The following is a 25,695-nucleotide window of genomic DNA, read 5'->3' on the forward strand; positions in this document are numbered from 1 at the left end:
CACCCTCACACCCCCCCGGCAACCCGGGTCCCGCGGGGGGCCGCCGCCCCTCCCGGCGTTGGGTGGGCGCGCGCCCCCCCGCCGGTGTGGTCGGACGCCTGCCTCAGGCGGGCTCGCCCGGCAGTGCGGACGGCTGGAGCGCCTCGGCGGCCGCCCGGGCCGCCTTGCGCCGCTTGCGGCGGCTCACCCGCGGCTCCTGGTCGGGCAGCCAGCCGAACGTCATGCAACTGCCCACGATGCCCAGCAGCAGGCCGACGAAGAACCCGCCGAGGTTGGACGTGACCCAGGTGGCCAGCGAGAGCAGTACCGCGATCACGGAGTAGAACAGCCGCTGCGCCGGGTTGAAGACGATCAGCAGGCCGCAGACGAGCATCAGGGTGGGCAGGAGGTAACCCGCCAGGCCCTGCATACCGATGTGCAGGATGACCGGGAGCGGCGCCTTCATGGTCACCAGGATCTCGGCGCCGCCGAGCGTGAGCAGCACCCCGCCCAGGAAGGGCCGACGCCCCCGCCAGGCGCGGAAGGTGCTGCGCCACTGACCCTTGTCACTCACTGCGGGCAACCCCCGGTCCCGAACCGCATGTGCAGGTCGGGCAGCTTGAAGACGCCGGCGGTGGCCGCGTAGTTGTGCTGGTACAGGTTCTTGATGAGGACGGTGTCGGCCTGCTGGCCGTAGACGCCCTCGGGACCCTTCACGCCGCCCTTGTTGAAGGTGCTGGCGTCGCCGCCGATCTCGATGCCGTGGAACTCGGCGTCACCCTTGATGACGTCGGAGTCGATGGCCAGGTTCTCCACGTGCACCGGCGTGCCCTCGCCGCCGGCGGTGAGCAGCAGCTGGATGCCCCCGAGGTCGACGCTCTGGCACATGTTGGTGATGTCGCCGTTCTTCACGATCGAGGTGACGACCAGGACCTGGCCGCCGGTGTCGCCCTGGTTGGGGCTGTTCTCGATCATGCTGTCCAGCGCGCCGAACTGCTCGAACCCGGTTCCGTCGAGCTTGTCGCCGGTGACCACGAACGGCATGCCGGAGATGGCGAACTGCACTCCGAGGGCGCCCTCGGCGGTGAGGATGGCGAGGGTGGCGGCGACCGCGGCGGCCGGCACCGCCATCACTGCGGCCCGGCGCGGCCGGACCCGGCCGCGTCTGCCGGAGGAACCGTTTTCCGGGTTCCCGGGGGTGTTGTCGTCGGACGACGTGACGTCCGGGGACGAGGCCATGTCTGCTCCCATGCGCTTGAAGTGGTGCGGGTCGGGCTTCAGTGGCGCGTTGTCCTGGCGCGGACAGCGGCTGCCGCGTACGCCTCCTCGCAACTCCCGGAAGCCGTAAGGGCTTTCACGTTACGCAGCAGTAGCCAACGAGGAAGTTACCGATGGTTACACCAAGGGGTCAAGGGAGATGTGGAAAAAGAGTGTTCATCATGTGCCACCTGTGGATCAAGTCCGTCACATGTTCCCTGCATATATCTGTCGGATCATCAACTTCCTTACAACGTATTGACGTTGACGGAACCTCAGGTCTACAACTCTCCCTGGCTCAGCCCGAATCCGTGGCTCGGCCCGGATCCGTGGCGCCGGATCCGCCGCGCGGTGACCACCGCGCTCCCGGACCTTCCGTTCCCCGTGGGCGGATCCACCCGAGTCCGATCCCTCATCCGGCACCGGTACGGCCGCTTCCCCCCGCGGGCCGCGACCGGTCGCCCATCCCGCCCGGCCCGGCCGGAGTCACCGTCCAGTGGCTCCGGACGGTCACCGGCCGGCTGCCGTTGCCGGTCCGTCACGTACGGAGAAGGCGTCACGGGCCGGCAACGGCGGACGCCGAGTCGCGTCCCCCCACGTTGCGAACGGCACCCACGATCCAACCAACTCCCCCGAAACACCCCCCAGTTCAGAGAGAGGCACCCGCCAATGCGCATCCGCTCCCTTCTCGCCGTCGCCGGTACCGCCGTCGTCCTCACCCTCCCGGCCGTCACCCCGGCCTCCGCGGCCGGCGCGGTCCTGACCACCGCCAACGGCGATGTCGCGGTCGGCGACGTCCTCAACGCGTCCCTGGCCAGCGGCACCGCCGCCACGCTGTACAACAGCGCGACCGGCACCAGCGGCATCTCCTGTGCCACGTCCACCTTCACCGCGACGGTGACCGACAACCCGGCCGCCCCGGGCACCGCCACCGAGTCGCTCACCGGGCAGACGTTCAGCAACTGCACCTCGAACGTCCTCGGTGTCACCGGTGTCACCAGCATCACCGTCAACAACCTGGCGTACACCACCACCGTCACCTCGGCCGGCGTCGTCACAGTGACCCCGCCGAGCGGCTCCACCGTCCAGACCACGGTCGTCCTGCGCACCCTGCTGGGCACCGTCTCCTGCGTCTACCAGGCGTCCGGTCTGAGCGGCACCGCGAGCAACACCGACAACAGCATCAACTTCAGCAACCAGGCGTTCACCCGGTCCTCCGGCTCGACGCTGTGCCCCTCCGCCGGCTACTTCACCGCCAAGTACGCCCCGGTGACCGACGGGGGCAACGCGGTCACCGTCAACTGACCCTCGTAACCGAGGACTTCAGCGCCTGCGCAGACGCAGCGCCAGGGCGACGCCACCGGTGAGCACCAGCACGGCGGTGGCGCCGCCCGCCAGCAGCGGCGCGGACGGACCCGAACCTGCCCCGGTGGCGGACGCCACCGGGGTGCTCCCGGGTGCGTCCGCGCCCGCCTGCGCGGGCGAGGCGGTGGCCGGCTCCGACGAGCCCGCGGCCGCCGTGGAGGCGGAGGCGACCGGCGCGGCCGACGAGGGCGTCGCCGAGGCCTTCGCCTCCTGCTTCTTCCCGTCCGTGCCGGACGTCCCTGATGCGCCTGAAGTGCCGGATGCGCCGGACGCCGCCGAGAACACCACGTCGGAGCACGAGTAGTACGTGTCGGGCGTGCTGCTGTTCTGCCAGATCGTGTACAGCACCTGACGCCCCGTCCGGTCGGCGGGCAGCTTCGCGCTGAACCGGTACGCCCGGTCGGTCAGCGTCGGGTCCTTGATCTCGGCGAACGGGCGCTCCGGGAGATCGTCCCAGGTGAGCGGTTTCGTGGGGTCGTAGCCCTGCTTCGTCAGATAGAGCCGGAAGGTCCCGGTGTGCGGGATCGTCGAGGCGTACGTCATCTTCAGCGTCCCGCCCGGTGTCAGCCGGGTCGTCGGCCAGTCGGCGCGCGCGAGGTCCAGCCCCTTGTAGGCGGACAGCCCGCCGCTGCACAGCTTGCCGTCCGGAATCGTCTGCCGGTCGCGGCCGTTCACGTTCGCCACCCGCAGGTTGTCCCAGGCGGCGAACGACGTCCCGTTGGCGGCGATCGCCGCCTTGCAGGCCGCGCTGCCGGTCTGCGTGCCCTCCGGGGAGCAGCCGTAGACCCGGCTGGACGGCTGCGTGGGCGCGCCATGGGCCAGGGCGGGGCCGGCGGCCCACAGGTTCAGCAGCAGGGGACTCACGGCGGCCGCCGTCAGGGCGGCGCTGTGGTGTGCGGTCATCCGGGGCATCGGGGACGTCTCCTCGGCCGGCGCGGGAACGGTCTGTTCCGTCCAGTACGGGAACCGGCCCCGGTGTGTTCAGGATCGGTTCGCGGCTTTCGAGGGTGGGTTTCCGGCCGGATCGAGGGTTTCCCCCGTATCCGGATGACCATTCCTTTGCCTATCGTTCCTGCACAGCTGAACCACAGGTAACCCCTGGCGGAAGCAGCTTCCCGCGCCTGGCCGGCCATCGCGTTCCCCACCCCCCGCCGCTTCGACGCCGAAGCGATCGACCGTTGCTCCGCGCTGTCCGCCCGGAGCCGGCCACGAAAGGCACGCCCTTGCGCACCTCACCCGCTCTGCGGCGGAAGCTGATATCCGCCGCCGCCCTCTCCGCGGCCCTGCTCACCGCCGCCTCCACCGCCTCCGCGGTCGCCGCCCAGGACTCCTCCGCCCCGGCCGCCGCCGTGCTCGCCGCGCAGACCGAGGCCGCCCCCGGCACGGTTGCCGAGCGCCTCATCGTCGGCTACAAGTCCGGTGCCGGCGAGGCCACTTCGAACGCGGCGGCCGAGGCCGACGCCGCCGCCAAGGGCGAGCAGGCCGGCGAGGACGTCGACTTCCGGCGCCGGCTGGGCACCGGCGCGGCCCTGGTCGACCTGGGCGAGGGCGTCACCCGGGCGGACGTCGCCGACGTCGTCGCGCGGTACCAGGCGGACCCGCAGGTCGCCTATGTCGTCCCGGACCGTCTCAACACCCCCCAGGCCGACCCGAACGACACCGAGTACGCCAAGCAGTGGGACCTCTACGAGACCACCGCCGGTATGAACGTCCCGGGCGCCTGGGCCACTTCGACCGGCAGCGGGGTCACCGTCGCCGTCATCGACACCGGTTACGTCGCCCACAGCGACCTCGCCGCGAACATCGTCGGCGGCTACGACTTCATCGCCGACACCGCCGTCTCGGTGGACGGCGACGGCCGCGACAGCAACCCGGCCGACCCGGGGGACTGGTACAACGCCAACGACTGCGGCTCGGGCATCCCGGCCTCCACCTCCTCCTGGCACGGCACCCATGTGGCCGGCACCATCGCCGCCGTCACGAACAACAACAAGGGTGTCGCGGGCATCGCCTACGGGGCGAAGATCTCCCCGGTCCGTGTCCTCGGCAAGTGCGGCGGCTACGACTCCGACATCATCGACGCCATCACCTGGGCGTCCGGCGGCACCGTCTCCGGCGTGCCCGCCAACACCAACGTCGCCAAGGTCATCAACATGAGCCTGGGCGGCGACGGCGCCTGCACCTCCGCCACCCAGAGCGCGATCACCGCGGCCGTGAACCGCGGCACCACCGTCGTCGTGGCGGCCGGCAACGACAACGACAACGTCGCGAACCACTCGCCGGGCAACTGCAGCAACGTCATCTCGGTCGCCGCCACCAACCGCGCCGGCGCCAAGGCGTCCTACTCCAACTACGGCTCCCTGGTGGACATCTCCGCCCCTGGCGGCCAGACCAGCACCGGCACCGCCAACGGCATCCTGTCCACGCTGAACTCCGGCAGCAAGACGCCGTCGACCGAGTCGTACGCCTACTACCAGGGCACCAGCATGGCCACCCCGCACATCGCGGGCCTGGTCGCGCTGATGAAGTCGGCGAACTCCGCGCTGACCCCGGCCCAGATCGAGACCGCGATCAAGAACAACGCCCGTGCGCTGCCCGGCGCCTGCTCCGGCGGCTGCGGCGCGGGCCTGGCCGACGCGGCGAAGACGGTGGCGGCGGTGAGCGGCACCGGCGGCGGCTCGACCGGCGGCACCACGTTCTCCAGCAGCACCGCGGTCGCCGTCCCGGACAACGGCGCGGCGATCACCTCCTCCATCGCCGTCAGCGGACTGAGCGGCAACGCCCCCTCGGCGCTGAAGGTCGCCGTCGACATCACCCACACCTACCGCGGTGACCTGGTCGTCGACCTGGTGGCCCCGGACGGTTCGACGTACCGCCTGAAGTCCTCCAGCACCTCGGACTCCGCCGACGACGTGAACACCACCTACACGGTGGACGCCTCCAGCGAGGCCGCGAACGGCACCTGGAAGCTGAAGGTCCAGGATGTCGCGGCGCAGGACACGGGCACGCTCAACGGGTGGAAGCTGACCTTCTGAGAGCGGACGCGGGACCACCCCGCGTGACCTGAGAAGAACGGGCGGGCCGGCCGGTGTGGATGGACACCGGCCGGCCCGCCGCACTGCGTTTCGCGCGCCGCTCGCGCGCCACTTCATACGCTCTTTCGTACGCCGTCAGGAGGCCGCCCGCTCCTCCAGCGAGGCCAGCACCCGCACCCCGCGGTCGGCCCGGGTGTCCAGACGCGGCAGCACCCCCGACACCGCGATGCTCGGCAGGATGTGCGCCCACATCACCGACAGCCGGTCGGCGAGGTCCGCGCGGCCGGTCAGCGCCCGCGACATCAGCTGGATGCCGGTGAAGGAGCCCACCAGCAGCTCCACGGTCTCCCGGGGCTTCACCGTGGGCAGCAACTCGCCCCGCTCACGAGCCAGTTCGAACAGGTCGGTCAACCGCTCGGCCCACTGCCGGAACGGCTCGCCGTGATCGATCCCGGACGGCGTCTCCATGTCCACCGCCAGCCGCACACTGCCCCGCAACAACGCGTTGCTCAGCAGCCGCTGACCGACCACGAAGGTCATGTCGACGATCTCCTGGAGCTTGCAGGCCTGCGGCGGCACCGTGCCGAACGGTACCTGCTCGTTGAGGACCGCGTGGGCGAGCGATTCCTTCGACGGGAAGTGGAAGTACAGGGCGCCCTTGGTGACTTCGGCGCGCTCCAGGACCATCGAGATGGTGGTCGACATGTAGCCGTGCTCGTCGAAGACCGCGCCGGCCGCCTCCACGATCGCCCTGCGCGTCCGGATGGCGCGCTCCTGTTTCGCCATAAGAGCCCCTTCACGGCAGCGAGTTGGGCAAGAACGCGCGATCGCCCGCGGTCCGCCCCGATCATAGGATGCCGTCGACTGATCTCATTGAAAACAAACCGGTCGCCTCGTACTCTAACGCTTACCGGAGCGGACGGTTCGCCGTCTGCCATGGCCTTCGGGGGACCGTAGGGAGAGACATGACTCGACCGCGGCAGCTTGCCGACGCTCCGTCCCTGACCACCACTGTGCCTCGCCAGCTCGTCCATCGTGCCGCCCTGTCGGAGACTCTGCTCACCGGCTGGCGGCGTACCGGGGAGGACCGGTTCTCGGTCTCCGCCCAGTGGCCACGGGCCCATGGGTTACACGTGTCGCCCGACTGGTCCGCTTATGACCCCCTGCTCGTCGTCGAAACGGTCCGGCAGGCGGGCACGCTCGTCACGCACGCCGAGTACGGCGTTCCGCTGGATCACCAGTTCGTCATGCAGGAGTTCCAAGTCGACGTACTGACCCAGAAGTTGGCGGTGGACCCGCTGCCGGCCGAGCCGGAGCTGGAGCTGCTCTTCGCCGAGGTCCAGTACCGCGGCCGGCGCCTGGCCGGCGCCCGGTACACCGCCCGGGTGCTGCGCGAGGGCGAACCGGTGGCCGCGGCCGACGTCGCCTTCACCGTCGTCGGCGGCCCCGTCTACCGCCGGCTGCGCGGCGGACGCACCCCCGAGTCGGTGTCCGCGGTCCCCCTGCCGGCCGGTCTCGCCCCGGCCGACGTGGACCGCGCGCTGCCTGCCGACGTGGTCCTCGCCCCGGCCGACGGGCCCGATCGCTGGCAGTTGAGAGTAGATACCGCACACCCCGTTTTCTTCGACCATCCGCTCGACCATGTTCCCGGCATGCTCCTTCTGGAGGCCGCCCGCCAGGTCGCCCGGCTGCTCGGAGCCGACGGACGGTCACCCGTTCAGTATCACGCGCTCTTCCATCGCTATGTCGAACTGGACGAACCCGTGTGGATCGAGGCAAAGGGAGGCCATGGAACCGATGTCCAAGTCCTCGGAACACAAGGGGAGTCGACGGTCTTCACATGCCTGGTGGGTACCGCCGCACGGTGAGCTATTGTGTACTGGGGGTAAGAAACAAACGGCATGACCCGTTCTTTACCGGCCCAGGAGAGTCCAGTCGATGGCGAGGCAGTTACGCGCCGAACAGACCCGCGCGACGATCATCACGGCCGCTGCCGATCTGTTCGACCGGCACGGCTACGAATCGACGAGCCTCAGTGAGATCGTCGAGCACGCCCGTGTCACCAAGGGAGCGCTCTACTTCCATTTCGCGGCCAAGGAGGATCTCGCCCACGCCATCATGGAGTTGCAGTCCCAGGCCTCACGCCGGGTCGCCGGTGAGATCGACGACCGGGGCTATCCGGCACTCGAAGCGCTGATGCGCCTCACGTTCGGCCTCGCGCGGCTTTCGGTCGAGGGCCCGATCGCCCGCGCGGGGCTCCGGCTCGCCACCGGAGGAGTGCCGGTCAAGCCGCCCCTGCGGCATCCGTTCGCGGAGTGGCTGGAGCTGATGAGCCGTCGGCTCATGGGCGCGGTGAAGGAGTCCGACATCCATCAGGACGTCGACATCGACGCCGTCGCCCACTCCCTGGTCTGCTTCTTCGTGGGCACCCGGGTGGTGGGCCGCTCCCGCGAACCGGCGGCCCGGCTGCCGCGCCGGATGGCCGAGATGTGGTACGTCCTCATCCGCGGCCTGGTACCGGTCCCGCGCCGCCCGCGCTACCTCAGCCTGGCGGCGCGCCTGGAGCGGGAGATCATGGCCGGCTGAGGAGCTGAGGAGCTGAGGAGCTGAGGAGCTGAGGAGCTGAGGAGCTGAGGAGCTGAGGGCTCCCGGGCTCCCGGGCTCCCGGGGTGCCGGGGTGCCGGGGTGCCGGACTCTGGGGCTGAGGGCCGAGCAGGGCGCGGCGGGGCCGGCCGGCAGGGGAGCGGTCCGGCGGTGATCCACCGCGCGGGTTCGGACGGCGGCGGCGGGGCGGGGCCGTGATCCACCGCGGGTGAGGACGGCGGCCGGCCGGGCGGGGCCGTGATCCACCGCGGGTGAGGACGGCGGCCGGCCGGGCGGGGCCGTGATCCACCGCGCGGGTCAGGACGGCGGCCGGCCGGGGCGGACCGGGCGCTACGGTGAGCCGTATGCCCGACATCCCCACCCCGCCACCCGGCACCTCGGCCTCGCCGTCCGGCATCCCGGTCCCGCCGTCCGGCACCTCGGCCTCGCCGTCCGGCACCTCGGCCTCGCCGTCCGGCACCTCGGCCTCGCCGTCCGGCCCCCCGGCCCCACCGTCCGGCACCCCGGCCTCGGCGTCCGTTCCCCCCACCCCGCCACCCGGCACCCCGGCCTCGGCGTCCGGCGCCCCAGCCCCGCCGTCCGTCATCCTCGGTGACGAGCCCGGGTCCTTCCCCCACGGTGTTCTCGCCGAGCGGCACCCGGCGATCATCCGGCAGGTGCGGGGCGCCTTCCCCTACGACCCCGCCGTGCACCAGGCACTGGACGCGTTGCTGGAGAGCTGTCTGAAGGGTGTCGTCGAACCGCTCCCCGCCGATGCGCACGACGGCGACCGCTGGCGGGAGTGGGGTCTCGACGCCTACGCGGGCCGGTCCTGGTTCGAGGTGCCGTGGCTGTGGTCGGAGAGCTATTTCTACCGCCGGCTCCTCGAAGCCGTCGGCTACTTCGGGCCCGGCGCCTGGCGGGGCATCGACCCGTTCCAGCCCTTCAAGCGTGCCGAACTCGACGCACCCGAGACCGGCGCGGAACTGGCCGCGCTCGACGCCCTCCGGACCCGCCCGGCAGAGGAACGCGCCCGCGCCCTGCTCCACGGCTCCCTCTGGGGCAACCGCGCCGACCTCGGCTTCCGCCTCTCCGACGCCGACGCCGAGGCACGGGACGCCGCCCCGGGACTGGTCGCCGACGACAGCGAGGCCCTGTGGGCACTCCTCCCGGCGGGCCGGAAGGCCCCCGGCACGGTCTGCCTGATCGCCGACAACGCCGGCCGCGAACTGATCCCCGACCTCCTCCTCGCCGCCCACCTCCTGGAACAGGGCCGGGCGGGCCGGATCGTGCTGCACGTCAAGCCGTACCCGTACTACGTCTCCGACGCCACGCCCGCCGACGTCGTCGACGCGCTCCGCACGCTCACGGCCGCCCCCGGCGAGGCCGCCGCGTACGGCCGCAGGCTCTGGGCGGCGACGGCGGACGGCACCCTCGCCGTCCGCGCCCACCCCTTCGCGGCCGCGCCGCTGCCGTACGCCGAACTGCCGCCCGACCTGCGCGCGGAGTTCGCCGCGGCCGACCTGACCGTCGTCAAGGGCGACCTCAACTACCGCCGTCTGGTGGGCGACCGCCGCCGGCCCCCCACCACCCCCTTCGCCGACACCGTCGGGTACTTCCCCGGCCCGGTCGCGGCCCTGCGCACCCTCAAGTCCGAGGTGATCACCGGCCTGACCGAGGAGACGGAGTCCGCCCTGGACGCGGCGGAGGGCAGCAGCTGGCGCACCGGCGGCACGCACGCCCTCATCCAGGTCCGGGGCTGACCGGCGGCCGCCGCGGACGTCCCCGAATCGCAAGCCCGGCCGCCCCGTTCACGCGATGGTGTGATCATGTGCGGCCGTACGGATGGGTGTCGGGGGCCCCGGGTAGGGCCCCGGCCATGAAGCAGCCGTTCGAACTCCCGCACTTCTACATGCCGCACCCCGCGCGGCTGAACCCGCACGTCGAGGAGGCGCGTGCCCACTCGACGAACTGGGCGCGCGCCATGGGCATGCTGGAGGGGTCCGGGATCTGGGAGCAGGCCGATCTGGAGGCGCACGACTACGGCCTGCTCTGCGCGTACACCCACCCCGACTGCGACGGCCCCGCGCTGTCGCTGATCACGGATTGGTACGTGTGGGTGTTCTTCTTCGACGACCATTTCCTCGACATGTTCAAGCGCACTCCGGACCGTGCCGCCGGCAAGGCCCATCTGGACCGGCTCCCGCTGTTCATGCCGCTGGACCCGGCCGTGCCCGTGCCCGAGCCGCGCAACCCGGTCGAGGCGGGGTTGAAGGACCTGTGGGCGCGGACCGTGCCGGCCATGTCGCCGGACTGGCGGCGCCGTTTCGCCGTGGCCACGGAACATCTCCTCAACGAGTCGATGTGGGAGCTGTCCAACATCGACGAGGGGAGGATCGCCAACCCCGTCGAGTACATCGAGATGCGCCGCAAGGTGGGCGGCGCCCCCTGGTCGGCGGGGCTCGTGGAGTACGCCACCGCCGAGGTGCCCGCCTCCGTCGCCGGCACGAGGCCGCTGCGGGTGCTGATGGAGACGTTCTCCGACGCCGTGCACCTGCGCAACGACCTGTTCTCCTACCAGCGCGAGGTCGAGGACGAGGGGGAGAACAGCAACGGCGTGCTGGTCCTGGAGACCTTCTTCGGCTGCACCACCCAGGAGGCCGCCGACACCGTCAACGACATCCTCACCTCCCGCCTCCACCAGTTCGAGCACACCGCGTTCACCGAAGTGCCCGCGCTCGCCCTGGAGAAGGGCCTGCGCCCCGACGAGGTCGCCGCCGTCGCCGCGTACACCAAGGGCCTCCAGGACTGGCAGTCCGGCGGCCACGAGTGGCATCTGCGCTCCAGCCGCTACATGAACCAGGGCGCCGTCTCCGCCGCCCCCTGGCAGCGGCTGACCGGGCCCGGCACCACCGCCGCGGACGTCGTGGCGCTGCTCGCCTCGGCCGCCTCGGAGCGTCTGCGGGCGTACGCGCACGTGCCGTTCCAGAAGGTCGGCCCGTCGCTGCTGCCCGACTTCCTCATGCCGTACCAGGTCGCGCACAGTCCCCATCTGGCGGCGGCCCGCCCCCGTCTGACGGCGTGGATGCACGGGACGGGCATGCTGGCGGAGGGCGTGTGGGACGAGGACAAGCTCGACGCCTACGACCTGCCGCTGTGCTCGGCCGGACTCGATCCGGACGCCACCCCCGAGGCCCTCGACCTCAGCGCCCGGTGGCTCGCCTGGGGCACCTACGGCGACGACTACTACCCCCTGGTGTTCGGCCGCCGCCACGACCTGGCCGGCGCCCGCCTCACCACCGCCCGTCTCTCGGCCTGTATGCCCGTCGAGGACGAGCCGGTGCCCGTCGTGCCCGTCAACGGCATGGAGCGCGGCCTGATCGACCTGTGGGCCCGCACCACCGCCGGCCTCACCCCCGACGAGCGGCGCCCGCTGCGCGCCGCCGTCGACAAGATGACCGAGAGCTGGGTGTGGGAGCTGTCCAACCAGCTCCAGAACCGCGTCCCCGACCCCGTCGACTACCTGGAGATGCGCCGCGCCACCTTCGGCTCCGACCTCACCGTGAGCCTGTGCCGGATGGGCCGGGGGCCCGCGATCCCGCCGGAGATCTACCGCACCGGCCCCGTGCAGGCCCTGGAGAACGCCGCCATCGACTACGGCTGCCTCACCAACGACGTGTTCTCGTACCAGAAGGAGATCGAGTACGAGGGCGAGATGCACAACGCGATCCTCGTTGTGCAGCACTTCTTCGGCTGCGACTACCCGACCGCGCTCGGCATCGTCCATGACCTGATGACCCAGCGGATGCGGCAGTTCCAGCACATCGTCGCGCACGAACTGCCCGTCCTGTACGACGACTTCCAGCTGTCCGCCGAGGCCCGCGCCGCCCTGGACGGCTATGTCGCCGACCTCCGGAACTGGATGGCGGGCGTCCTGCACTGGCACCGCGAGGTCGACCGCTACAAGCCGGACTTCCTGGCCCGGCGCGCCCACGGCTTCCTCCCCGACCACGCCCCCACGGCACCCGTCGCCCACCTGACGGGTCTGACGGGTCAGACGGGCTGACGCTCCGTCCGGGCGGCGTGCTCGACCGCGGCCCGCGCCAGCGCCCGCACGACCGGGTGCGGGCGCGAGCCGTCGCCGGACAGCTCCGGCTGGAAGAGGGAGGCCAGGAAGAAGGGATGGCCCGGGAGTTCGGCGATCCGGACGTGCCCGTCCTCGTCGTGGCCCGAGAAGCGCAGCCCGTGGGCGCGCAGGGTGTCGAGGTGGCGGGAGGGGCCGTAGGCGCAGAAGTAGCGCTCGACCGTGCGCTCCGAGCCGATCACGGACTCGGCGAGCGAGCCCGGCTCGATCGTGACGACGCCCTCGTGGCCGACGAGCGAACAGGCCAGCGGCGCGATCAGGAGGTCGTCGGCGTCGGGGTCGTTCTCGGCGTGCGCCACGTGGGCGAGTCCGCACACGTTCCGCGCGAACTCCAGCAGGGCGTGCTGGAACCCGCCGCAGGTGCCGAGGAAGGGGATGCCCGTCTCGCGCGCGGTGCGGATCGCGGCCAGCACGCCCGCCTCGCTGCGGTACGGGCTGCCCGGCAGCACCCACACCGCGTCGAAGCCGCGCACCGCGTCCGGTGCCTCCGCGTCCTCGGACGAGATCCAGTAGGCGTCCAGGACCAGCCGGTCCCGGGCGGCGAGGGCGTCCAGCAGAAGGGGGACGCGGGTGTGCGAGACGACATGGGGGGAGCGGTCGCCGACCAGGGCGACCTTGGCGATCCGAGCTGCGGTTTCCGTCATGTCCCTCATCCTGGGCGCGGCGCCTCGTTCACGTCCAACGATGATTCCTGCACTCTCCATAAGCAGTACTGATGAGACGCTGGCGGGCATGGACCCGCACCTCCTGCGCACCTACGTCACCGTCGCCCGCCTCGCCTCCTTCTCCGAGGCCGCCCGGGAACTCGGCTACACCCAGTCGGCCGTCTCCCAGCACATCGCGGCCCTCGAACAGGACCTCGGCGCGGCGCTGCTCACCCGCCGCCCCGTCACCCCCACGGCGGCCGGCGAACGGCTCCTGGAGCACGCGGGCCCGCTGCTGCTGCGCCTGGAGGCGGCCCGCGCGGACGTCGTACGGATCGCCGCCGCGCCCGCGCACGGACTGACCCTCGCCACCTCGCCGACCGCGCTCGTCCCGGCCGCCCTCGCCGCGCTCCCGCCCGCCGGGGTGACCCTGCGCGTCCTGGCCCGCGACGAGGTCCCGGCCGCCGTCGCCGCCGGCACCGCCGATCTCGGCCTCGTGGACGGCCTGGCCGCGCCCAGCGACCCGCTCCGGCTGCCCGACGTGGCGCCGCTGACCACGTACGGCGTGGCGGAGGAACCCGTGTGCGTCCTGCTTCCCGCGGCCCACCCCCTGGCCCGCCGCGCCGGCCTGCGCCTCGGCGACCTCGCCGACGCCCGCTGGCTGGACGCCCCCGACACGGCCCTCCCGCTGCCCGGACTGCGCGCGGCGAACGGCGGCCGGGGCTTCCGGCCCGCCCTGCGCTACGACGGCACCGACGTGCGCCTGCTGACCGCGCTGGCCGCCGCCGGACACGGCCTCGCCCTGCTGCCCCGCTCGGCGGCGACCGGGGTACCCGGCGCGGTCGCCGTGCCGGTCGTCGAGCCCCGTCTCGTGCACCGCACGGAACTCGTCCACGGGGGCACGCCGACGGGCGCGGCGGGGCTGCTGGCGCGCGAGCTGTCCACGGGGGGATGAACGAGGGGGGCCGAGCCCCCCGTTCCGCACCCCCGCCCAACCAGTCTCACTCGTTCGGGAAACGTCACGCACCGCGCCGCCGGGTAGGGCACCAGCCGGAGGCGATCCATGGAACAGACCGCGTGGGAACAGTCCGCGTTGGAACAGTCCGCGTGGGAACGGGCAGCCTGGGAGCAGACCGCGTTGCGTCCCAAGCCCCTGCCCGGCCGGGAGACCGGCGGCGGTGCCGAGCGGGGCGGCCGGGTCGGGCGCCCGCGCGCCGGCCGCCGCCCTGCCCGGCCGGCGCGCGCCCTGCCCGGCCTGCTCGCCGGGGTGTTGCTGCTGCTCTCCGGCGTCGGCCTCGGCACGGTCGGGGCGGCCGTGATCGGGACGAGCAGGCTCGCGGAGCTCCCGCGCCAGGCGGTGCGAGGACTCGCCGGCCACGTGGCTCCCGCCGCCGCCCCGGTCGCACCGGCCCCGCGGCCCGTCCGCGCCACCCTGGGCCTGGAGGCCGTGGACGCCGGGCGGGCGGGTGCCCGGATCGTCGCCGTCCACGTGCCCGGCCCCGGGTACGCGGCCGGGCTGGTGCGCGGGGACGTCCTGCTGGCGTTCGGCGGGACGCGGATCGACTCGGCGGCCGATCTGGCGCGCGCGGTCGGCGAGGCCCGCCCCGGCCGCGGGGTGACTCTGACGCTCCGTCACAAGAACGGGATGTACCGGCAGTTGAGGGTGACGCCCGGCGTGGTCGTGTGAGGTCACACGGCGCGGAAGCGGCCGGTGAGCCGGTGCTCGTCGTCCAGGACACGGAAGGCGAACCCGACCGGAGCGTACCGGTCGGCGGGCCGCGCCCTCCCGCGGCAACCATGAGCCCCTGACCGTCCTCGGCAACGAGACCGGCGTCTTCGTCCGGGGCGTCGTCGCCGCGTCCGGCCTGACCATCCCGCTCGCGGCCTTCGAACTGACGTACGACATGATGCGCGTCGTCGGCGCGGTCGTCCTGGTCCGGTTCGGCGTCCAGGCCCTGCGCCGGGCGCGCCGCATGAAGCGGGACGACGAGGGCACGGCCGAGGCCATGGACGGAGACCCGCGGGAGCTGAGCGGCGGGGCGTCCTACCGGGCCGGGCTGCTGCTCAACCTCGCCAACCCCGCACCTCCCACGCCCTTGAGACAGTGGGGGAGGTGGGCCCATCCGCCCTGGGAGAGCTGACCGGAACCGGCACCACCGCCCCGAACCGCGCGAACCGGCTCGCGCGGCCCCCGCTGTCCGGGCAGGATGCTGCCCGTAGTCACCGTCACCACCGAGGGAGACCCGGATGACCGGCACCGCGCCCGCGCCCTTCACCGCCGACGACTACCGGGCCCGTATGGCACGGGCCGCGCGCGAGGCCGCCGACGCCGGACTCGCCGGGCTGCTCGTCGCACCCGGACCCGACCTGGTCTGGCTCACCGGCTACGCGCCCCCCGCCGCCACCGAACGGCTCACCCTGCTCGCCCTCGCCCCCGGCCACGACCCCGTCCTCGTCGTCCCCACCCTGGAGGCCCCGGACGCGGCGAAGGCGGCCGGCGCCCCGGCGCTCACCCTGCGGGACTGGACGGACGGCAAGGACCCCTACGCCGTCACCGCGGGCCTGCTCGACCCGCGCGGCCGGTTCGGCGTCAGCGACAACACCTGGGCGATGCATCTGCTGGGCCTCCAGCGGGCCCTGCCCGGCACCTCCTACGCCGCCCTCACCGAGGTCCTGCCGATGCTGCGGGCCGTCAAGGACCCGGCCGAGCTGGAGCTGATGGCCGCCGCGGGCGCCGCCGCCGACCGGGCGTTCGAGGAGATCCGCACCGTGCAATTCGCCGGGCGCCGCGAGGCCGAGGTCGGCGCCGACCTCGCCGAACTGCTCCGCCGGTTCGGGCACTCCCAGGTCGACTTCACGATCGTCGCCTCCGGCCCCAACGGCGCCAACCCGCACCACGAGGTCGGCGACCGCGTCATCGAACGCGGCGACATGGTCGTCCTCGACTTCGGCGGCCTCAAGGACGGCTACGGCTCCGACACCTCCCGCACCGTCCACGTCGGCGAGCCCACCGACGAGGAACGCCGGGTCCACGACCTCGTCCGCGCGGCCCAGGAGGCCGGCTTCCGGGCCGTGCGCCCCGGGGTCGCCTGCCAGGAGGTCGACCGGGCCGCCCGCGCGGTCATCGCCGACGCCGGGTACGGCGCGTACTTCATCCACCGCACCGGCCACGGCATCGGCGTCACCACCCACGAGCCGCCGTACATGATCGAGGGCGAGGAGCAGCCCCTCGTGCCCGGCATGTGCTTCTCCGTGGAGCCCGGCGTCTACCTGCCCGGCCGGTTCGGGGTGCGCATCGAGGACATCGTCACCGTCACGGACGACGGCGGCCGCCGCCTCAACGACACCACCCGCGAGCTGGTCGTCGTCGACTGAGCCCGCCCCACCGACCCACCCCCAGGAGTCCGGCACCCACCCGAACGGCAACGGCGCGATCATGACCCAGGCACCGACACCCACCGCGGACACCGTCCGCCGACTGGTCCGCGCGCTCCTCAAGGAGGGCGACCGCGGCGGACCGGGACCCCAGGTGCGGCCCGTCTCCGAGGAGGGCGGGCACTGGACCTGGTGGGTCGGCACCCGCCATGTGCTGCGGCTCGCCCCCGACCACGACGCCACCGTCCGCCAGCGCCGCGAACTGCGGCTGCGCGACCTCGTCCGCCCGCACGTACCCGTCGCCGTGCCGACCGGTGTCGCGCACGGCGAGTGGTCGCCCGGGCTGAGCTACACCCTGGACACCAAGGTGCCCGGCGGCACCGCCGAGGAGCACGACGTGTCCGCCGTCGGCGAGGCCGACCTCGCGGGCCTCCTCGGCGGACTGCGCGAGGTGCCGCCCCGGCAGGCCGAGACGCTCGGTGTGCCGCGCGCCGCCCCGCGCTCCCTGGAGGCGCTGCGCCGCATGGCCGTGGCCGCCGCCGACACCCTCGCCCGCGCCGACGAGTTCGACCCCGGGCGCCTGCACCAGCTCACCCAGGCCGGCGCGGCCCAGCTCGCCGCGCAGCCCGCCACCGCCGTGCTCGTCCACCACCGGCTGCGCGGCGAGCACCTCGTGGTCAGCGCCGACGGCCGGGTGCGGGGCGTCCTCGACTGGACGGGCGCGGTGATCGGCGACCCCGCCGAGGACATCGCCGGACTCGCCCTCGCGGTCGGCTCGGGCGCCGCCGTCCGCGCCGCCACCCTCGCCGGCTACGGCGCCCGCCCCTGCCTGCGCGGCCTCTGGCTGGCCCGCTGCGACACCGTCACCCGCCTCGCCGACCGCATCACCGGCCACGGCACGACCCCGCTCCCCCTCCTGCACACCGAACTCCGCCACGCCTGGGAGGCGATCCTGCTGGAGAGGGCGACGGAATTCCGGGAGGACGAGGACTAGCGGGCACCCAAAGGGGGGCGCGGGGAACTGCGTGACCAGCCACAACGCACCCGCACCCGGCACACGAACAGCACACACCACCCCGAACCCCGCCCCCTCACTCCTGCAGCAGCACCACACACGACTCCGCCGGCACCTCCAACACCCCGTCCGCCCCCGGCACGGAAACCGGCTCCCACGCGGCCAGCACCCGCGCCGGCCGCGGCCCCAGCGGAATCGCCGCCGGCCCCCCGCCCAGGTTCACCGCCACCCGCACGTCCCCACGACGGAAGGCGATCCAGCGGGCCCCGGCATCGTGGGCGACCTTGATGTCGGCGAGATCGGGATCGGTGAGATCCGGCTGCGCGTGCCGCAGCGCGATCAGCTCCCGGTACCAGGCCAGCACGCGCGCGTGAGGCGCACGCCCCCGCTCGGACCAGTCCAGGCAGGAGCGGTCCCGGGTCGCGGGGTCCTGCGGATCCGGTACGTCCGCCTCGGCCCAGCCGTGCGCCGCGAACTCCCGCCGCCTGCCCCGCCGTACCGCCTCCGCGAGCTCGGGATCGGTGTGGTCGGTGAAGTACTGCCAGGGCGTGCCCGCCGCCCACTCCTCGCCCATGAACAGCATCGGTGTGAACGGCGCGGTCAGCGTCAGCGCCGCCGCGCAGGCGAGCAGCCCGGGGGAGAGGGAGGCCGCGAGCCGGTCGCCCTGCGCCCGGTTGCCGATCTGGTCGTGGGTCTGGGAGTAGCCCAGCAGCCGGTGCGCGGGGACCCGGGAGCGGTCCAGCGGGCGCCCGTGGTGCCGCTCGCGGAAGCCGGAGTACCCGCCGTCGTGGAAGTACCCGCCGGTGAGGGTCGCGGTGAGCGCGGCGAACGGATCGCGTGCGAAGTCGGCGTAGTAGCCCTGGGCCTCCCCGGTGAGCGCGGTGTGCAGGGCGTGGTGGAAGTCGTCGTTCCACTGGGCGTGCAGCCCGAGTCCGCCCTCGCGGCGGGGTGTGATCAGCCGCGGGTCGTTCAGGTCCGACTCGGCGATCAGGAACAGCGGCCGGCCCGTGTCCGCGGCGAGCGCGTCCACGGCCGCCGACAGCTCCTCCAGGAAGGGGTACGCGCGCGTGTCGGCCAGGGCGTGCACCGCGTCCAGCCGCAGCCCGTCGAGCCGGTAGTCCCGCAGCCAGGCCAGCGCGCTGCCCACCAGATACGCCCGCACCTCGTCCGAGCCGGGCGCGTCCAGGTTGACGGCCGCGCCCCAGGGGGTGTGATGGCGCTCGGTGAAGTACGGGCCGAACTCGGGCAGGTAGTTGCCGGACGGGCCCAGGTGGTTGTGCACGACGTCCAGGACCACGCCCAGGCCCAGTTCGTGCGCCCGGTCCACGAACCGCTTCAGCCCCTCGGGGCCGCCGTACGGCTCGTGCACCGCCCAGGGCGCGACCCCGTCGTACCCCCAGCCGTGCCGGCCGGGGAACGGGCACAGCGGCATCAACTCGACGTGCGTGACACCGAGTTCGGCCAGATGGTGCAGGCGCCCGGCGGCCGCGTCCAGGGTGCCCTCGGCGGTGAACGTGCCCACGTGCAGCTCGTAGAGGACCGCGCCCGGCAGCGGACGCCCCGGCCACGGGACCCGCCAGTCGTAGCGGCCCTGGTCGACGACCGCGCTCAGCCCGTCCGGCCCGTCCGGCTGGCGGCGCGAGCGCGGGTCCGGGCGCACCGGGCCGTCGTCCACCGCGAAGCCGTACCGCGAGCCGTCCGCGGCCTCCGCCTCACCCGTCCACCAGCCGGCCCGCTCCGGATCCGGCCCGAGCGCGCGCGTGACGCCGTCGCACTCGAGCGTCACCCGGCCGGCCTGTGGTGCCCACACCTCGAACTGCACGGACGGTTCCCCTTACGTCTGCTCACCGTGATGTAGCCGGGTCCATCGTGCGGCAAACGGGTTCCGTCCCACGGGGCAACACCCCCATCGTGGGGGGTGTCTTCGGCCACGCGCGCGAGCGGGCGTTCACCCGTTTTCTGGACACCCGGGGTTCACTGACCGACAATCACGAGCGTGACGTCGTCTTTCGAGGTGAACCCGTACCCCGCGCGGTTGTCCGACGCGGAGCGCGACAGGGCGCTGAAGGTGCTCCGTGACGGCGTCGCCATGGGCCGGCTGTCGCACGACACCTTCATCCGCCGCATGGAACTCGCGCTCGCCGCCCGCCGCTCCGACGAACTGGTCGCGCTCACCGCCGACCTGCCCAAGGAGAACCGCCTCTCCCGCGTCGTCTTCGGCTCCGTCGAGGCCGTCTCCGGGTTCACCGTGCGGCTGCGCCGGGCCTGGCAGGCCGAGCGGCTGCCCAAGCTGCTGCTGCCGCACCCCGGCACCGAACAGGCGCTGCGGATCGGCCGCGACCCCGTCAACGGGCTGCGCCTGACCCACGAGAGCGTCTCCCGGGTGCACGCCGAACTCAGCCGCCAGGGCGGCATGTGGGTGCTGCGCGACCTCGGTTCCACCAACGGCACCACCGTCAACGGCCGCCGGGTCATCGGCGCGGCCGTCGTCCGCGAGGGCGACCAGGTCTCCTTCGGGAACGTCGCGTTCCGCCTCTCCGTGAACTGAACCGGCCCACCGCCGCGGCGCCGACCCGGAACCGCCCCGACCGGCTTGCCCGGGTAACGGCGGATACGGCGGTGTTGACGTACCCCCACGCCATGACTCAGGGTGCGTAGACCGGATACGCCCGGTGAAACGACGGCGCCGTCATGGAGGTGTGCCCTGCCGCCACTCCTCCGCTACCCGACCGTGGACGAACTCGCGGCCCGCGCCGCCGCGCTCGCCGCCCGCCACCCCCGGGACGCCCGGCTGCGCAGGGTCGGACTGTCCCGCGCGGGCACCCCGCTGTGGCTGCTCTCCGTCGGCCGGGGCACCCGCCAGGTCCTCGTCGTCGCCGGACCGCACGCCAACGAGCCGGTCGGCGGCGCCACCGCCCTCAGACTGGCCGAACGGGCCCTCGCCGACCCCCGGCTCACCGAGGGCGCCGACGCCACCTGGAACCTGCTGCTCTGCCTCGACCCCGACGGTCTGCGCCGCAACGAGGGCTGGCTGAGCGGCCCCTACACCCTCGGCCGCCACTTCCGGCACTTCTTCCGGCCCGGCTTCCTGGAACAGCCCGAATGGCTGCCCGACGGAGCGGCCGCCGCGGCGCTCCCGGAGACCCGGGCGCTGCTCCGCCTCCAGGACGAACTGAAACCTTTCTTCCAGTGCTCGCTGCACGGCGTCGACATCGGCGGCGGCTTCGTCGAACTCACCCGTGACCTGCCCGGACTCGACCGCCGGATCGCCTACGCCGCCGCCCGGCTCGGCATCCCGCGCGAACTCGGCGCGTACGACACCCTCTACTGGCCGGTGCTGGGACCCGCCGTCTACCGGATCCCGCCCCCGCGCCGGCGCGACCTGGCCGCCGCCATCACCGAGGCCGCCGTCGAGTCGACCTGGTACCACCCGCACCGGCACGGCACGGTCACCGCGGTCGTCGAGGCGCCCATGTGGGGCGTGGCCGCCGTCGGGGACGGCTCCCCGCCCGCCGACCGGGACGCGGAGCTGCGCGCCCTGAGCGGCGCCCTGCGCCACGACACCCGGGTGCTGGCGGACCTCCTCGCCCGGATACGGCCCCGGCTGCCCGGCACCCCCGAGGCCGCCCGGCTGCTCGCCCCCGTCGACGACTACCTCCTGGTCTGCCCCGGGCTCGCCGACGCCTGGGACCCCGACACCACCGACCCCGGACGGCCCCTTCCGCCGCTCACCACCGCCCATCTGACCGCCCTGCGCATCGCCGGCCTGCGCATCGCCGTCCGCACGGCGGGCCTCCTCCACCAGCTCGTCACCGGCGCCGGGCACGACCCGGCGGGCGCCCTGCCGGAGCTGGACGCGCTCATCGACCGCTGGTGCGCCGCCCTCCGGGACGACTGCGGGGCCCGCTGGGTCCCGGTCGCCCGCCAGGTGGAGTACCAGGCGCGAGTGGTGCTCGCGGCGTTCGAACTGGCCGGGCGGCCCCCTCGGCCCACGCGTTCGGGTGAGCCGGACTGGGGAACCCAGGCCACCGTGCCGATGCACCGGGAATGAGACACTCCCACCCCCTTGCCCCGGCACCCCTGCGGCGCGTCCTGCTGGCGGCCGCGGCCGCCCTCCTTTTCGCCGCCGGTGCCGTTCCCGCGCAGGCCGCCGCCCAGGACCCCCAGCCCGGCAACTGGCTCCAGCTCTCCGTCACCCGCGACACCGCCCCCTCCGACGACACCCGCGGCACCCTGCTGCTCTGCGGCCCGCCCCAGGGACACCGACGCGCCGCCGAGGCCTGCGACCAGCTCAACGCGGTGAACGGCGACCTCAACGCCCTCCCCGCCGCCCAGGACACCATCTGCACCCTCGTCTACGCCCCCGTGACGGCCCACGCGAGCGGACAGTGGAACGGCAAGGCCGTCGCGTACGCCCAGACCTTCGCCAACGCCTGCGAGATGGAGGCCCGCACCGGCGCGGTGTTCGCCCTGGACGACACCGGGACCACCGCACCCGGAGCCTGACCGCGGTACCGCCGAGGGGGTGGCGCGGGGCCTGCCCTACGCCGCCCCCTCGCGCGCGTGCAGGGCCGCCGCGACGACGGTACGGCTCTGGTGCTCCACCTGGTGCTCGAGCGGCACCCAGCGGGCGCCGAAGCGCACGGCGAACGCGTCGCTCCACATCCCGACGAGCTGTTCCAGCCGCGGGGCCGCGTGGTCGTCGCTCTCCTGGAGCACCCGCCACAGCATCGCCGCCGCCCTCAGCGGCAGCCGCCGGGCGAAGGCGTCCACACTGCCGACGTACGCCATCGTCGTGTCGGCGGGCGGGGTGTGGGTCCAGTCCGAGGCCAGGCCCGGCACCAGCTCCAGCCCCCACCGCGCCGCCCGCAGCAACGGCCCGTCCACGCCCTCCAGCCGCGGCAGCGCCTCGGCGAGCACCCGCTCCACCTCCCGCGCGTCCCGCAGCAGCCGCTCCGCCAGACGCCGGATCGCCGCGGCCGGCTCGGGGTGCGGCGCGGAGTCGTCCACCAGGTCGCTCGCCCACATCGGCACCTCCACCACCGCCGTCAGACCTCCGTAGCGATGGGCGTGGTACCAGGTGCTGTGCCGCGCGTCGTCCGGCATGCTCGGGTACGCCGCGCCCGCGTCGGCGTCCGGCATCACCCGCACCCCCGGCCCGGAGGCCGGCCAGCCCGCCGCGTCCGAGGCACCCGTCTCGACGGGGATGTGCAGCTGCGCCGCCGACTTCGCGAACGGCTCGGCGAGACCCGGGATGTCCTTCGTCAGCTGCACCCAGCTGCCGCCCAGATCGGTGCCGTGCAGCGTCACCTGGAGGTAGGGCCGCAGCTCGTCGATGACCCGGGTCAGCACACGCGTCTCGGGCGGCAGCCGGTCCGGCGGCAGCACGGCGGGCGACCACTCCGGCTGCTCGGGCCCCGCCGGCCGGAAGAACCCCAGGTGGTACTCCAGCAGACTGCGCGGCGCGGGCGTGACATGCAGACTCGCGCCGTCCGGGTCCGCGCACAGCAGGAAGTGCCAGGAGGTGCCGTTGCGCAACTCCCTCTCGTGCAGCACCCGTTCGGCCAGCGACAGCAGGGTCGGGCCACCCGTGGGCTCGTTGGCGTGGGCGCCCGCGACGACCAGCACCGCGCGCCGGGCACGGCCGACGGACAGCAGATGCAGCGGACGGCCCGCGCGGGAGAGCCCCACCTGGCGCAGGGCGCACAGTCCGGGATGCCGCGCGGTCAGGGCCCGGGCGCTGCTCGTCAGTTCGGTCACCGTGGGGTAGCGCAGCACCGGCAGGAGACTCACCCCCGTCATGTCCGACCGGCTTCGCTCTCCGCAGTACCCCACGGACTCGGTGAACTGTCAAGAACACCCAGGGGAGCCTCCGGGGGGCGCCCGGAAGCACGCCGCGCCGGGCACGGCGAACGGCTCCGGCCGCCCCTCAGTCCGCGCGTTCCAGCAGCGCCACCGGCAGTTCCGCGAAGAGTTCCGCCACGCGCGCGTGCCCCTCGAACTCCCGCCCCGGCACCAGGACGTCGGCCCACCGGCCCGGCGGCAGCGGCAGCCGGGTCTCCCGCCAGCCGCCGGCCGCCGCCAGCCGCAGCGACAGCCGGGTCACGGCCGTGACCGTCTCACCCGAGCGCGCGAACGCCAGACAGTGCTCCCCGGCCGGCCCCTCGGCGGCCAGCGGCTCGTACGCCGCCGCGGTCCCGAACGCGGCGGGCCGGCGCCGGCGCAGCCGCAGCGCGGCCCGGGTCACCGCCGCCTTGGGACCCCCGTCGCCGGGCGGGAACCGCACCGGGCGCCGGTTGTCCGGATCCACCAGGGTGCGGCAGTCGCCCTCGGTGCCCTGGTAGACGTCCGGCACCCCCGGCATCGTCAGCTGCACCAGGGCCGTGCCGAGCACATTGGCCCCGATGTGCGGCTCCAGCGCGCGGCGCAGCGCCGCCACCCGCTCCCCGGGCGCCCCGCACGGGCCCGCCGCGACGAACGCGGCCACCGCCTCCTCGTACTGCGGCTCCTGCTCGGTCCAGCTCGTGTACAGGCCCGCCTCGCGCACATGCTTCAGCAGCGCCTCCCGGACGCGCTCCCCGGCCGCCGGGCCGAGCCCGAACACCGTCTGCCAGGCCGCCCACGCGAGCTGACCGTCCACCGCCTCCGGCTCCGCGCGCGTGACCTGCTCCAGGACCTCCGCCCAGCGCTGCGGGCACTCGGTGAGCACGGCCAGCGCGGCCCGTACGTCGGCGCTGCGCTTGGTGTCGTGCGTGGACACGACCGTGCCGCCCGCCGGCCAGTCGCGCTGCACGCGCGCGCAGTACGCGTGGAACTCCGCCGGGGACACCCCGGGGCGGCCCGGCTCGCCGCCCACCTCGTTCGCCGCGAGCAGCGGCACGTACTGGTAGAACGCCGTGTCCTCCACGGACTTGGCGCGCAGCGCGGACGCCGTCTGCGCGAACCGGGCCCGGAACTCCGCGCGCAGCGGCCCCTCCCCGCCGAGCACCAGCGCCCGCACCGCGTCGACGGCGCCCGCCTCCTCCGCCACCGTGAACGCGCCCCGGGCCTCCTCGGCCGCCTCCTCGGTGACCACGGCGGCCGCGTCGCCCGAGGCGTAGGGCCGGTAGACCTCCATCCGGACCAGCAGCTCCTCCAGCGCCGTGCGCAGCGCCCAGGGCGCCCGGTCGCGCAGCACCGGATCCGCGGCGCCCGCGCAGATCCGCGAGGCGAGCCGGGTCAGCCGGTCCCGTTCGGCCGCCAGCTCGTGCGCCAGCACCCCGTACGCCGCCCGCCGCGCGGTCGCCGCCCAGTCGCCGCCGCGGTCCGTCTGCGGGGCCGCGAAGCGCCGGTACAGGCCCAGCAGCTCCCGGGCGCCCCCGGGGTCCGTGAAGAGCCCGTCGACGCGGCGCAGGGCGTCGTAGCCGGTGGTGCCGGCGACCGGCCAGGAGTCCGGCAGCCGCTCCCCGTCCGCGAGGATCTTCTCCACGACCGTCCAGCGGCCGCCGGTGGCCTCGTGCAGCCGCTCCAGATAGCCGTCGGGGTCGGCGAGCCCGTCCGGATGGTCGATCCGCAGTCCGTCGAGGACACCCTCGTGCAGCAGCCGCAGGACCGTGCCGTGGGTGGCCTCGAAGACCTCCGGGTCCTCCACCCGCACCCCGATCAGCTCCGAGATGCTGAAGAACCGCCGGTAGTTCAGCTCGGTGCGGGCCAGCCGCCACCACACCGGCCGGTACCACTGGGCGTCCAGCAGCTGCGGCAGCGACAGCTCCGCGGTGCCCTCGCGCAGCGGCAGGACGTGGTCGTGGTAGCGCAGCACCCCGCCGTCGACCCGCAGCCGTTCCAGCTCCGCGCCGACCGGGTGCCCGAGGACCGGGAGCAGCATCCGCCCGCCGCCCGCCTCCCAGTCGATGTCGAACCAGCGCGCGTACGGCGACCCGGGGCCCTCCCGCAGCACCTCCCACAGGGCGCGGTTGTGGCGCGGGGCCATCGCCATGTGGTTCGGCACGAGGTCCGCGACCAGCCCGAGCCCGTGCTCCCGCGCGGTGGCCGCCAGCGCCCGCAGCCCCTCCTCGCCGCCCAGTTCCTCGCGCACGCGGGCGTGGTCCACCACGTCATAGCCGTGGAGGGAGCCCGGCACGGCCTCCAGGACCGGGGAGAGGTGCAGATGCGACACACCGAGCGAGGCCAGGTACGGCACGGCGGCCGCCGCGGCGGCGAACGGGAACGCGGGCTGGAGCTGGAGCCGGTAGGTGGCCGTGGGCGTGACGGGAGCGGGGCGCGCAGGGGTCATGGAGACCTACGTACCCGCCCCGCCCG

The 25,695-nt window shown here is 73.8% G+C and carries 22 protein-coding genes; 14 read left to right on the forward strand and 8 right to left on the reverse strand.

The window, feature by feature from the left end; translation table 11 throughout:
* Positions 1-103 precede the first annotated feature (103 nt).
* Both ABZ490_RS27430 and ABZ490_RS27435 read right to left on the reverse strand, forming a co-directional pair.
* Positions 104-562 carry a DUF6114 domain-containing protein gene (locus ABZ490_RS27430; RefSeq protein WP_358995186.1) on the reverse strand — a complete coding sequence of 153 codons (459 nt, stop codon included), beginning with the start codon at positions 560-562 and terminating at the stop codon, positions 104-106.
* A complete protein-coding gene (locus ABZ490_RS27435) occupies positions 550-1,218 on the reverse strand; it encodes a DUF6230 family protein (RefSeq protein ID WP_358995189.1) in 669 nt (222 codons plus the stop codon). Before ABZ490_RS27435 ends, ABZ490_RS27430 begins: the two co-directional genes overlap by 13 nt.
* Positions 1,219-1,905: 687 nt before the next feature.
* On the opposite strand from ABZ490_RS27435, the gene ABZ490_RS27440 reads away from it, so the two are divergent.
* The gene (locus ABZ490_RS27440) at positions 1,906-2,541 is read left to right on the forward strand and encodes a Tat pathway signal sequence domain protein (RefSeq protein ID WP_358995192.1); all 636 of its coding nucleotides are present in this window, start codon (positions 1,906-1,908) and stop codon (positions 2,539-2,541) included.
* An 18-nt stretch (positions 2,542-2,559) separates the two neighbouring features.
* On the opposite strand, the gene ABZ490_RS27445 is transcribed toward ABZ490_RS27440, so the two are convergent.
* Entirely contained in the window at positions 2,560-3,513 is a 954-nt protein-coding gene (locus tag ABZ490_RS27445; RefSeq protein WP_358995195.1) for a lytic polysaccharide monooxygenase, read from the reverse strand.
* A gap of 311 nt (positions 3,514-3,824) precedes the next feature.
* Between ABZ490_RS27445 and ABZ490_RS27450 the strand changes: the two genes are divergently transcribed.
* The gene (locus tag ABZ490_RS27450) at positions 3,825-5,636 is read left to right on the forward strand and encodes a S8 family serine peptidase (protein ID WP_358995198.1); all 1,812 of its coding nucleotides are present in this window, start codon (positions 3,825-3,827) and stop codon (positions 5,634-5,636) included.
* A 135-nt stretch (positions 5,637-5,771) separates the two neighbouring features.
* On the opposite strand, the gene ABZ490_RS27455 is transcribed toward ABZ490_RS27450, so the two are convergent.
* The gene (locus ABZ490_RS27455; protein WP_358995201.1) at positions 5,772-6,422 is read right to left on the reverse strand and encodes a ScbR family autoregulator-binding transcription factor; all 651 of its coding nucleotides are present in this window, start codon (positions 6,420-6,422) and stop codon (positions 5,772-5,774) included.
* Between the two features lie 179 nt (positions 6,423-6,601).
* Here ABZ490_RS27455 and ABZ490_RS27460 point away from each other — a divergent pair, with 179 nt between their 5' ends.
* The 4 genes from ABZ490_RS27460 to cyc2 all read left to right on the forward strand — a co-directional run bounded on the left by ABZ490_RS27460 (position 6,602) and on the right by cyc2 (position 12,285).
* The gene (locus ABZ490_RS27460; protein WP_358995204.1) at positions 6,602-7,504 is read left to right on the forward strand and encodes a ScbA/BarX family gamma-butyrolactone biosynthesis protein; all 903 of its coding nucleotides are present in this window, start codon (positions 6,602-6,604) and stop codon (positions 7,502-7,504) included.
* A 70-nt stretch (positions 7,505-7,574) separates the two neighbouring features.
* Positions 7,575-8,222, forward strand: a complete 648-nt coding sequence (locus tag ABZ490_RS27465; protein WP_358995207.1) for a ScbR family autoregulator-binding transcription factor — start codon at positions 7,575-7,577, stop codon at positions 8,220-8,222.
* A gap of 362 nt (positions 8,223-8,584) precedes the next feature.
* Entirely contained in the window at positions 8,585-9,982 is a 1,398-nt protein-coding gene (locus tag ABZ490_RS27470) for a damage-control phosphatase ARMT1 family protein (protein WP_358995210.1), read from the forward strand.
* A 116-nt stretch (positions 9,983-10,098) separates the two neighbouring features.
* The gene (gene cyc2, locus ABZ490_RS27475) at positions 10,099-12,285 is read left to right on the forward strand and encodes a germacradienol/geosmin synthase Cyc2 (RefSeq protein ID WP_358995213.1); all 2,187 of its coding nucleotides are present in this window, start codon (positions 10,099-10,101) and stop codon (positions 12,283-12,285) included.
* Here the strand turns inward: cyc2 and ABZ490_RS27480 are convergent.
* Positions 12,273-13,007 (reverse strand): hypothetical protein, encoded by a 735-nt coding sequence (locus ABZ490_RS27480; RefSeq protein WP_358995216.1) that lies wholly within the window; start codon positions 13,005-13,007, stop codon positions 12,273-12,275. The genes cyc2 and ABZ490_RS27480 overlap by 13 nt on opposite strands.
* Before the next feature lie 88 nt (positions 13,008-13,095).
* Between ABZ490_RS27480 and ABZ490_RS27485 the strand changes: the two genes are divergently transcribed.
* From ABZ490_RS27485 to ABZ490_RS27505, 5 genes are all read left to right on the forward strand, one after another.
* A complete protein-coding gene (locus ABZ490_RS27485) occupies positions 13,096-13,962 on the forward strand; it encodes a LysR family transcriptional regulator (RefSeq protein WP_358995219.1) in 867 nt (288 codons plus the stop codon).
* A 108-nt stretch (positions 13,963-14,070) separates the two neighbouring features.
* Positions 14,071-14,694, forward strand: coding sequence for a PDZ domain-containing protein (locus ABZ490_RS27490; protein ID WP_358995222.1), 624 nt, complete (start codon positions 14,071-14,073; stop codon positions 14,692-14,694).
* Positions 14,695-14,812: 118 nt separating this feature from the next.
* Positions 14,813-15,148 (forward strand): LysE family transporter, encoded by a 336-nt coding sequence (locus tag ABZ490_RS27495; RefSeq protein ID WP_358995515.1) that lies wholly within the window; start codon positions 14,813-14,815, stop codon positions 15,146-15,148.
* A gap of 106 nt (positions 15,149-15,254) precedes the next feature.
* Complete coding sequence (locus ABZ490_RS27500) at positions 15,255-16,382, forward strand: aminopeptidase P family protein (protein ID WP_358995225.1); 1,128 nt, start codon at positions 15,255-15,257, stop codon at positions 16,380-16,382.
* A 61-nt stretch (positions 16,383-16,443) separates the two neighbouring features.
* The gene (locus tag ABZ490_RS27505) at positions 16,444-17,376 is read left to right on the forward strand and encodes an aminoglycoside phosphotransferase family protein (protein ID WP_358995228.1); all 933 of its coding nucleotides are present in this window, start codon (positions 16,444-16,446) and stop codon (positions 17,374-17,376) included.
* A 97-nt stretch (positions 17,377-17,473) separates the two neighbouring features.
* On the opposite strand, the gene treZ is transcribed toward ABZ490_RS27505, so the two are convergent.
* Positions 17,474-19,219, reverse strand: a complete 1,746-nt coding sequence (treZ, locus tag ABZ490_RS27510) for a malto-oligosyltrehalose trehalohydrolase (protein WP_358995231.1) — start codon at positions 19,217-19,219, stop codon at positions 17,474-17,476.
* 174 nt (positions 19,220-19,393) lie between these two features.
* Here treZ and ABZ490_RS27515 point away from each other — a divergent pair, with 174 nt between their 5' ends.
* The 3 genes from ABZ490_RS27515 to ABZ490_RS27525 all read left to right on the forward strand — a co-directional run bounded on the left by ABZ490_RS27515 (position 19,394) and on the right by ABZ490_RS27525 (position 21,903).
* Positions 19,394-19,945, forward strand: coding sequence for a DUF1707 and FHA domain-containing protein (locus tag ABZ490_RS27515; RefSeq protein WP_358995234.1), 552 nt, complete (start codon positions 19,394-19,396; stop codon positions 19,943-19,945).
* 183 nt (positions 19,946-20,128) lie between these two features.
* Entirely contained in the window at positions 20,129-21,448 is a 1,320-nt protein-coding gene (locus tag ABZ490_RS27520) for a M14 family zinc carboxypeptidase (RefSeq protein ID WP_358995237.1), read from the forward strand.
* On the forward strand, positions 21,445-21,903 hold the full coding sequence (locus ABZ490_RS27525) for an SSI family serine proteinase inhibitor (RefSeq protein WP_358995240.1): 459 nt from the start codon (positions 21,445-21,447) through the stop codon (positions 21,901-21,903). The genes ABZ490_RS27520 and ABZ490_RS27525 overlap by 4 nt, the downstream gene beginning before the upstream one ends.
* 36 nt (positions 21,904-21,939) lie before the next feature.
* Here the strand turns inward: ABZ490_RS27525 and ABZ490_RS27530 are convergent, their stop codons facing one another.
* Positions 21,940-23,190, reverse strand: a complete 1,251-nt coding sequence (locus ABZ490_RS27530) for a M14 family zinc carboxypeptidase (protein WP_358995519.1) — start codon at positions 23,188-23,190, stop codon at positions 21,940-21,942.
* Positions 23,191-23,326: 136 nt separating this feature from the next.
* Positions 23,327-25,669, reverse strand: coding sequence for a malto-oligosyltrehalose synthase (gene treY, locus ABZ490_RS27535; RefSeq protein WP_358995243.1), 2,343 nt, complete (start codon positions 25,667-25,669; stop codon positions 23,327-23,329).
* Positions 25,670-25,695 lie beyond the last annotated feature (26 nt).

It is taken from the genome of Streptomyces sp. NPDC005811 (assembly GCF_040630405.1).
Lineage (GTDB): Bacteria > Actinomycetota > Actinomycetes > Streptomycetales > Streptomycetaceae > Streptomyces.

Bases quoted from the DNA above. Each gene is read 5' to 3' on its own strand.
- ABZ490_RS27435 (WP_358995189.1), bottom strand. From the start codon at position 1,218: ATGGCCTCGTCCCCGGACGTCACGTCGTCCGACGACAACACCCCCGGG.
- ABZ490_RS27440 (WP_358995192.1), top strand. From the start codon at position 1,906: ATGCGCATCCGCTCCCTTCTCGCCGTCGCCGGTACCGCCGTCGTCCTC.
- ABZ490_RS27445 (WP_358995195.1), bottom strand. From the start codon at position 3,513: ATGCCCCGGATGACCGCACACCACAGCGCCGCCCTGACGGCGGCCGCC.
- ABZ490_RS27455 (WP_358995201.1), bottom strand. From the start codon at position 6,422: ATGGCGAAACAGGAGCGCGCCATCCGGACGCGCAGGGCGATCGTGGAG.
- ABZ490_RS27460 (WP_358995204.1), top strand. From the start codon at position 6,602: ATGACTCGACCGCGGCAGCTTGCCGACGCTCCGTCCCTGACCACCACT.
- ABZ490_RS27465 (WP_358995207.1), top strand. From the start codon at position 7,575: ATGGCGAGGCAGTTACGCGCCGAACAGACCCGCGCGACGATCATCACG.
- ABZ490_RS27470 (WP_358995210.1), top strand. From the start codon at position 8,585: ATGCCCGACATCCCCACCCCGCCACCCGGCACCTCGGCCTCGCCGTCC.
- cyc2 (WP_358995213.1), top strand. From the start codon at position 10,099: ATGAAGCAGCCGTTCGAACTCCCGCACTTCTACATGCCGCACCCCGCG.
- ABZ490_RS27480 (WP_358995216.1), bottom strand. From the start codon at position 13,007: ATGACGGAAACCGCAGCTCGGATCGCCAAGGTCGCCCTGGTCGGCGAC.
- ABZ490_RS27485 (WP_358995219.1), top strand. From the start codon at position 13,096: ATGGACCCGCACCTCCTGCGCACCTACGTCACCGTCGCCCGCCTCGCC.
- ABZ490_RS27490 (WP_358995222.1), top strand. From the start codon at position 14,071: ATGGAACAGACCGCGTGGGAACAGTCCGCGTTGGAACAGTCCGCGTGG.
- ABZ490_RS27500 (WP_358995225.1), top strand. From the start codon at position 15,255: ATGACCGGCACCGCGCCCGCGCCCTTCACCGCCGACGACTACCGGGCC.
- ABZ490_RS27505 (WP_358995228.1), top strand. From the start codon at position 16,444: ATGACCCAGGCACCGACACCCACCGCGGACACCGTCCGCCGACTGGTC.
- ABZ490_RS27525 (WP_358995240.1), top strand. From the start codon at position 21,445: ATGAGACACTCCCACCCCCTTGCCCCGGCACCCCTGCGGCGCGTCCTG.
- treY (WP_358995243.1), bottom strand. From the start codon at position 25,669: ATGACCCCTGCGCGCCCCGCTCCCGTCACGCCCACGGCCACCTACCGG.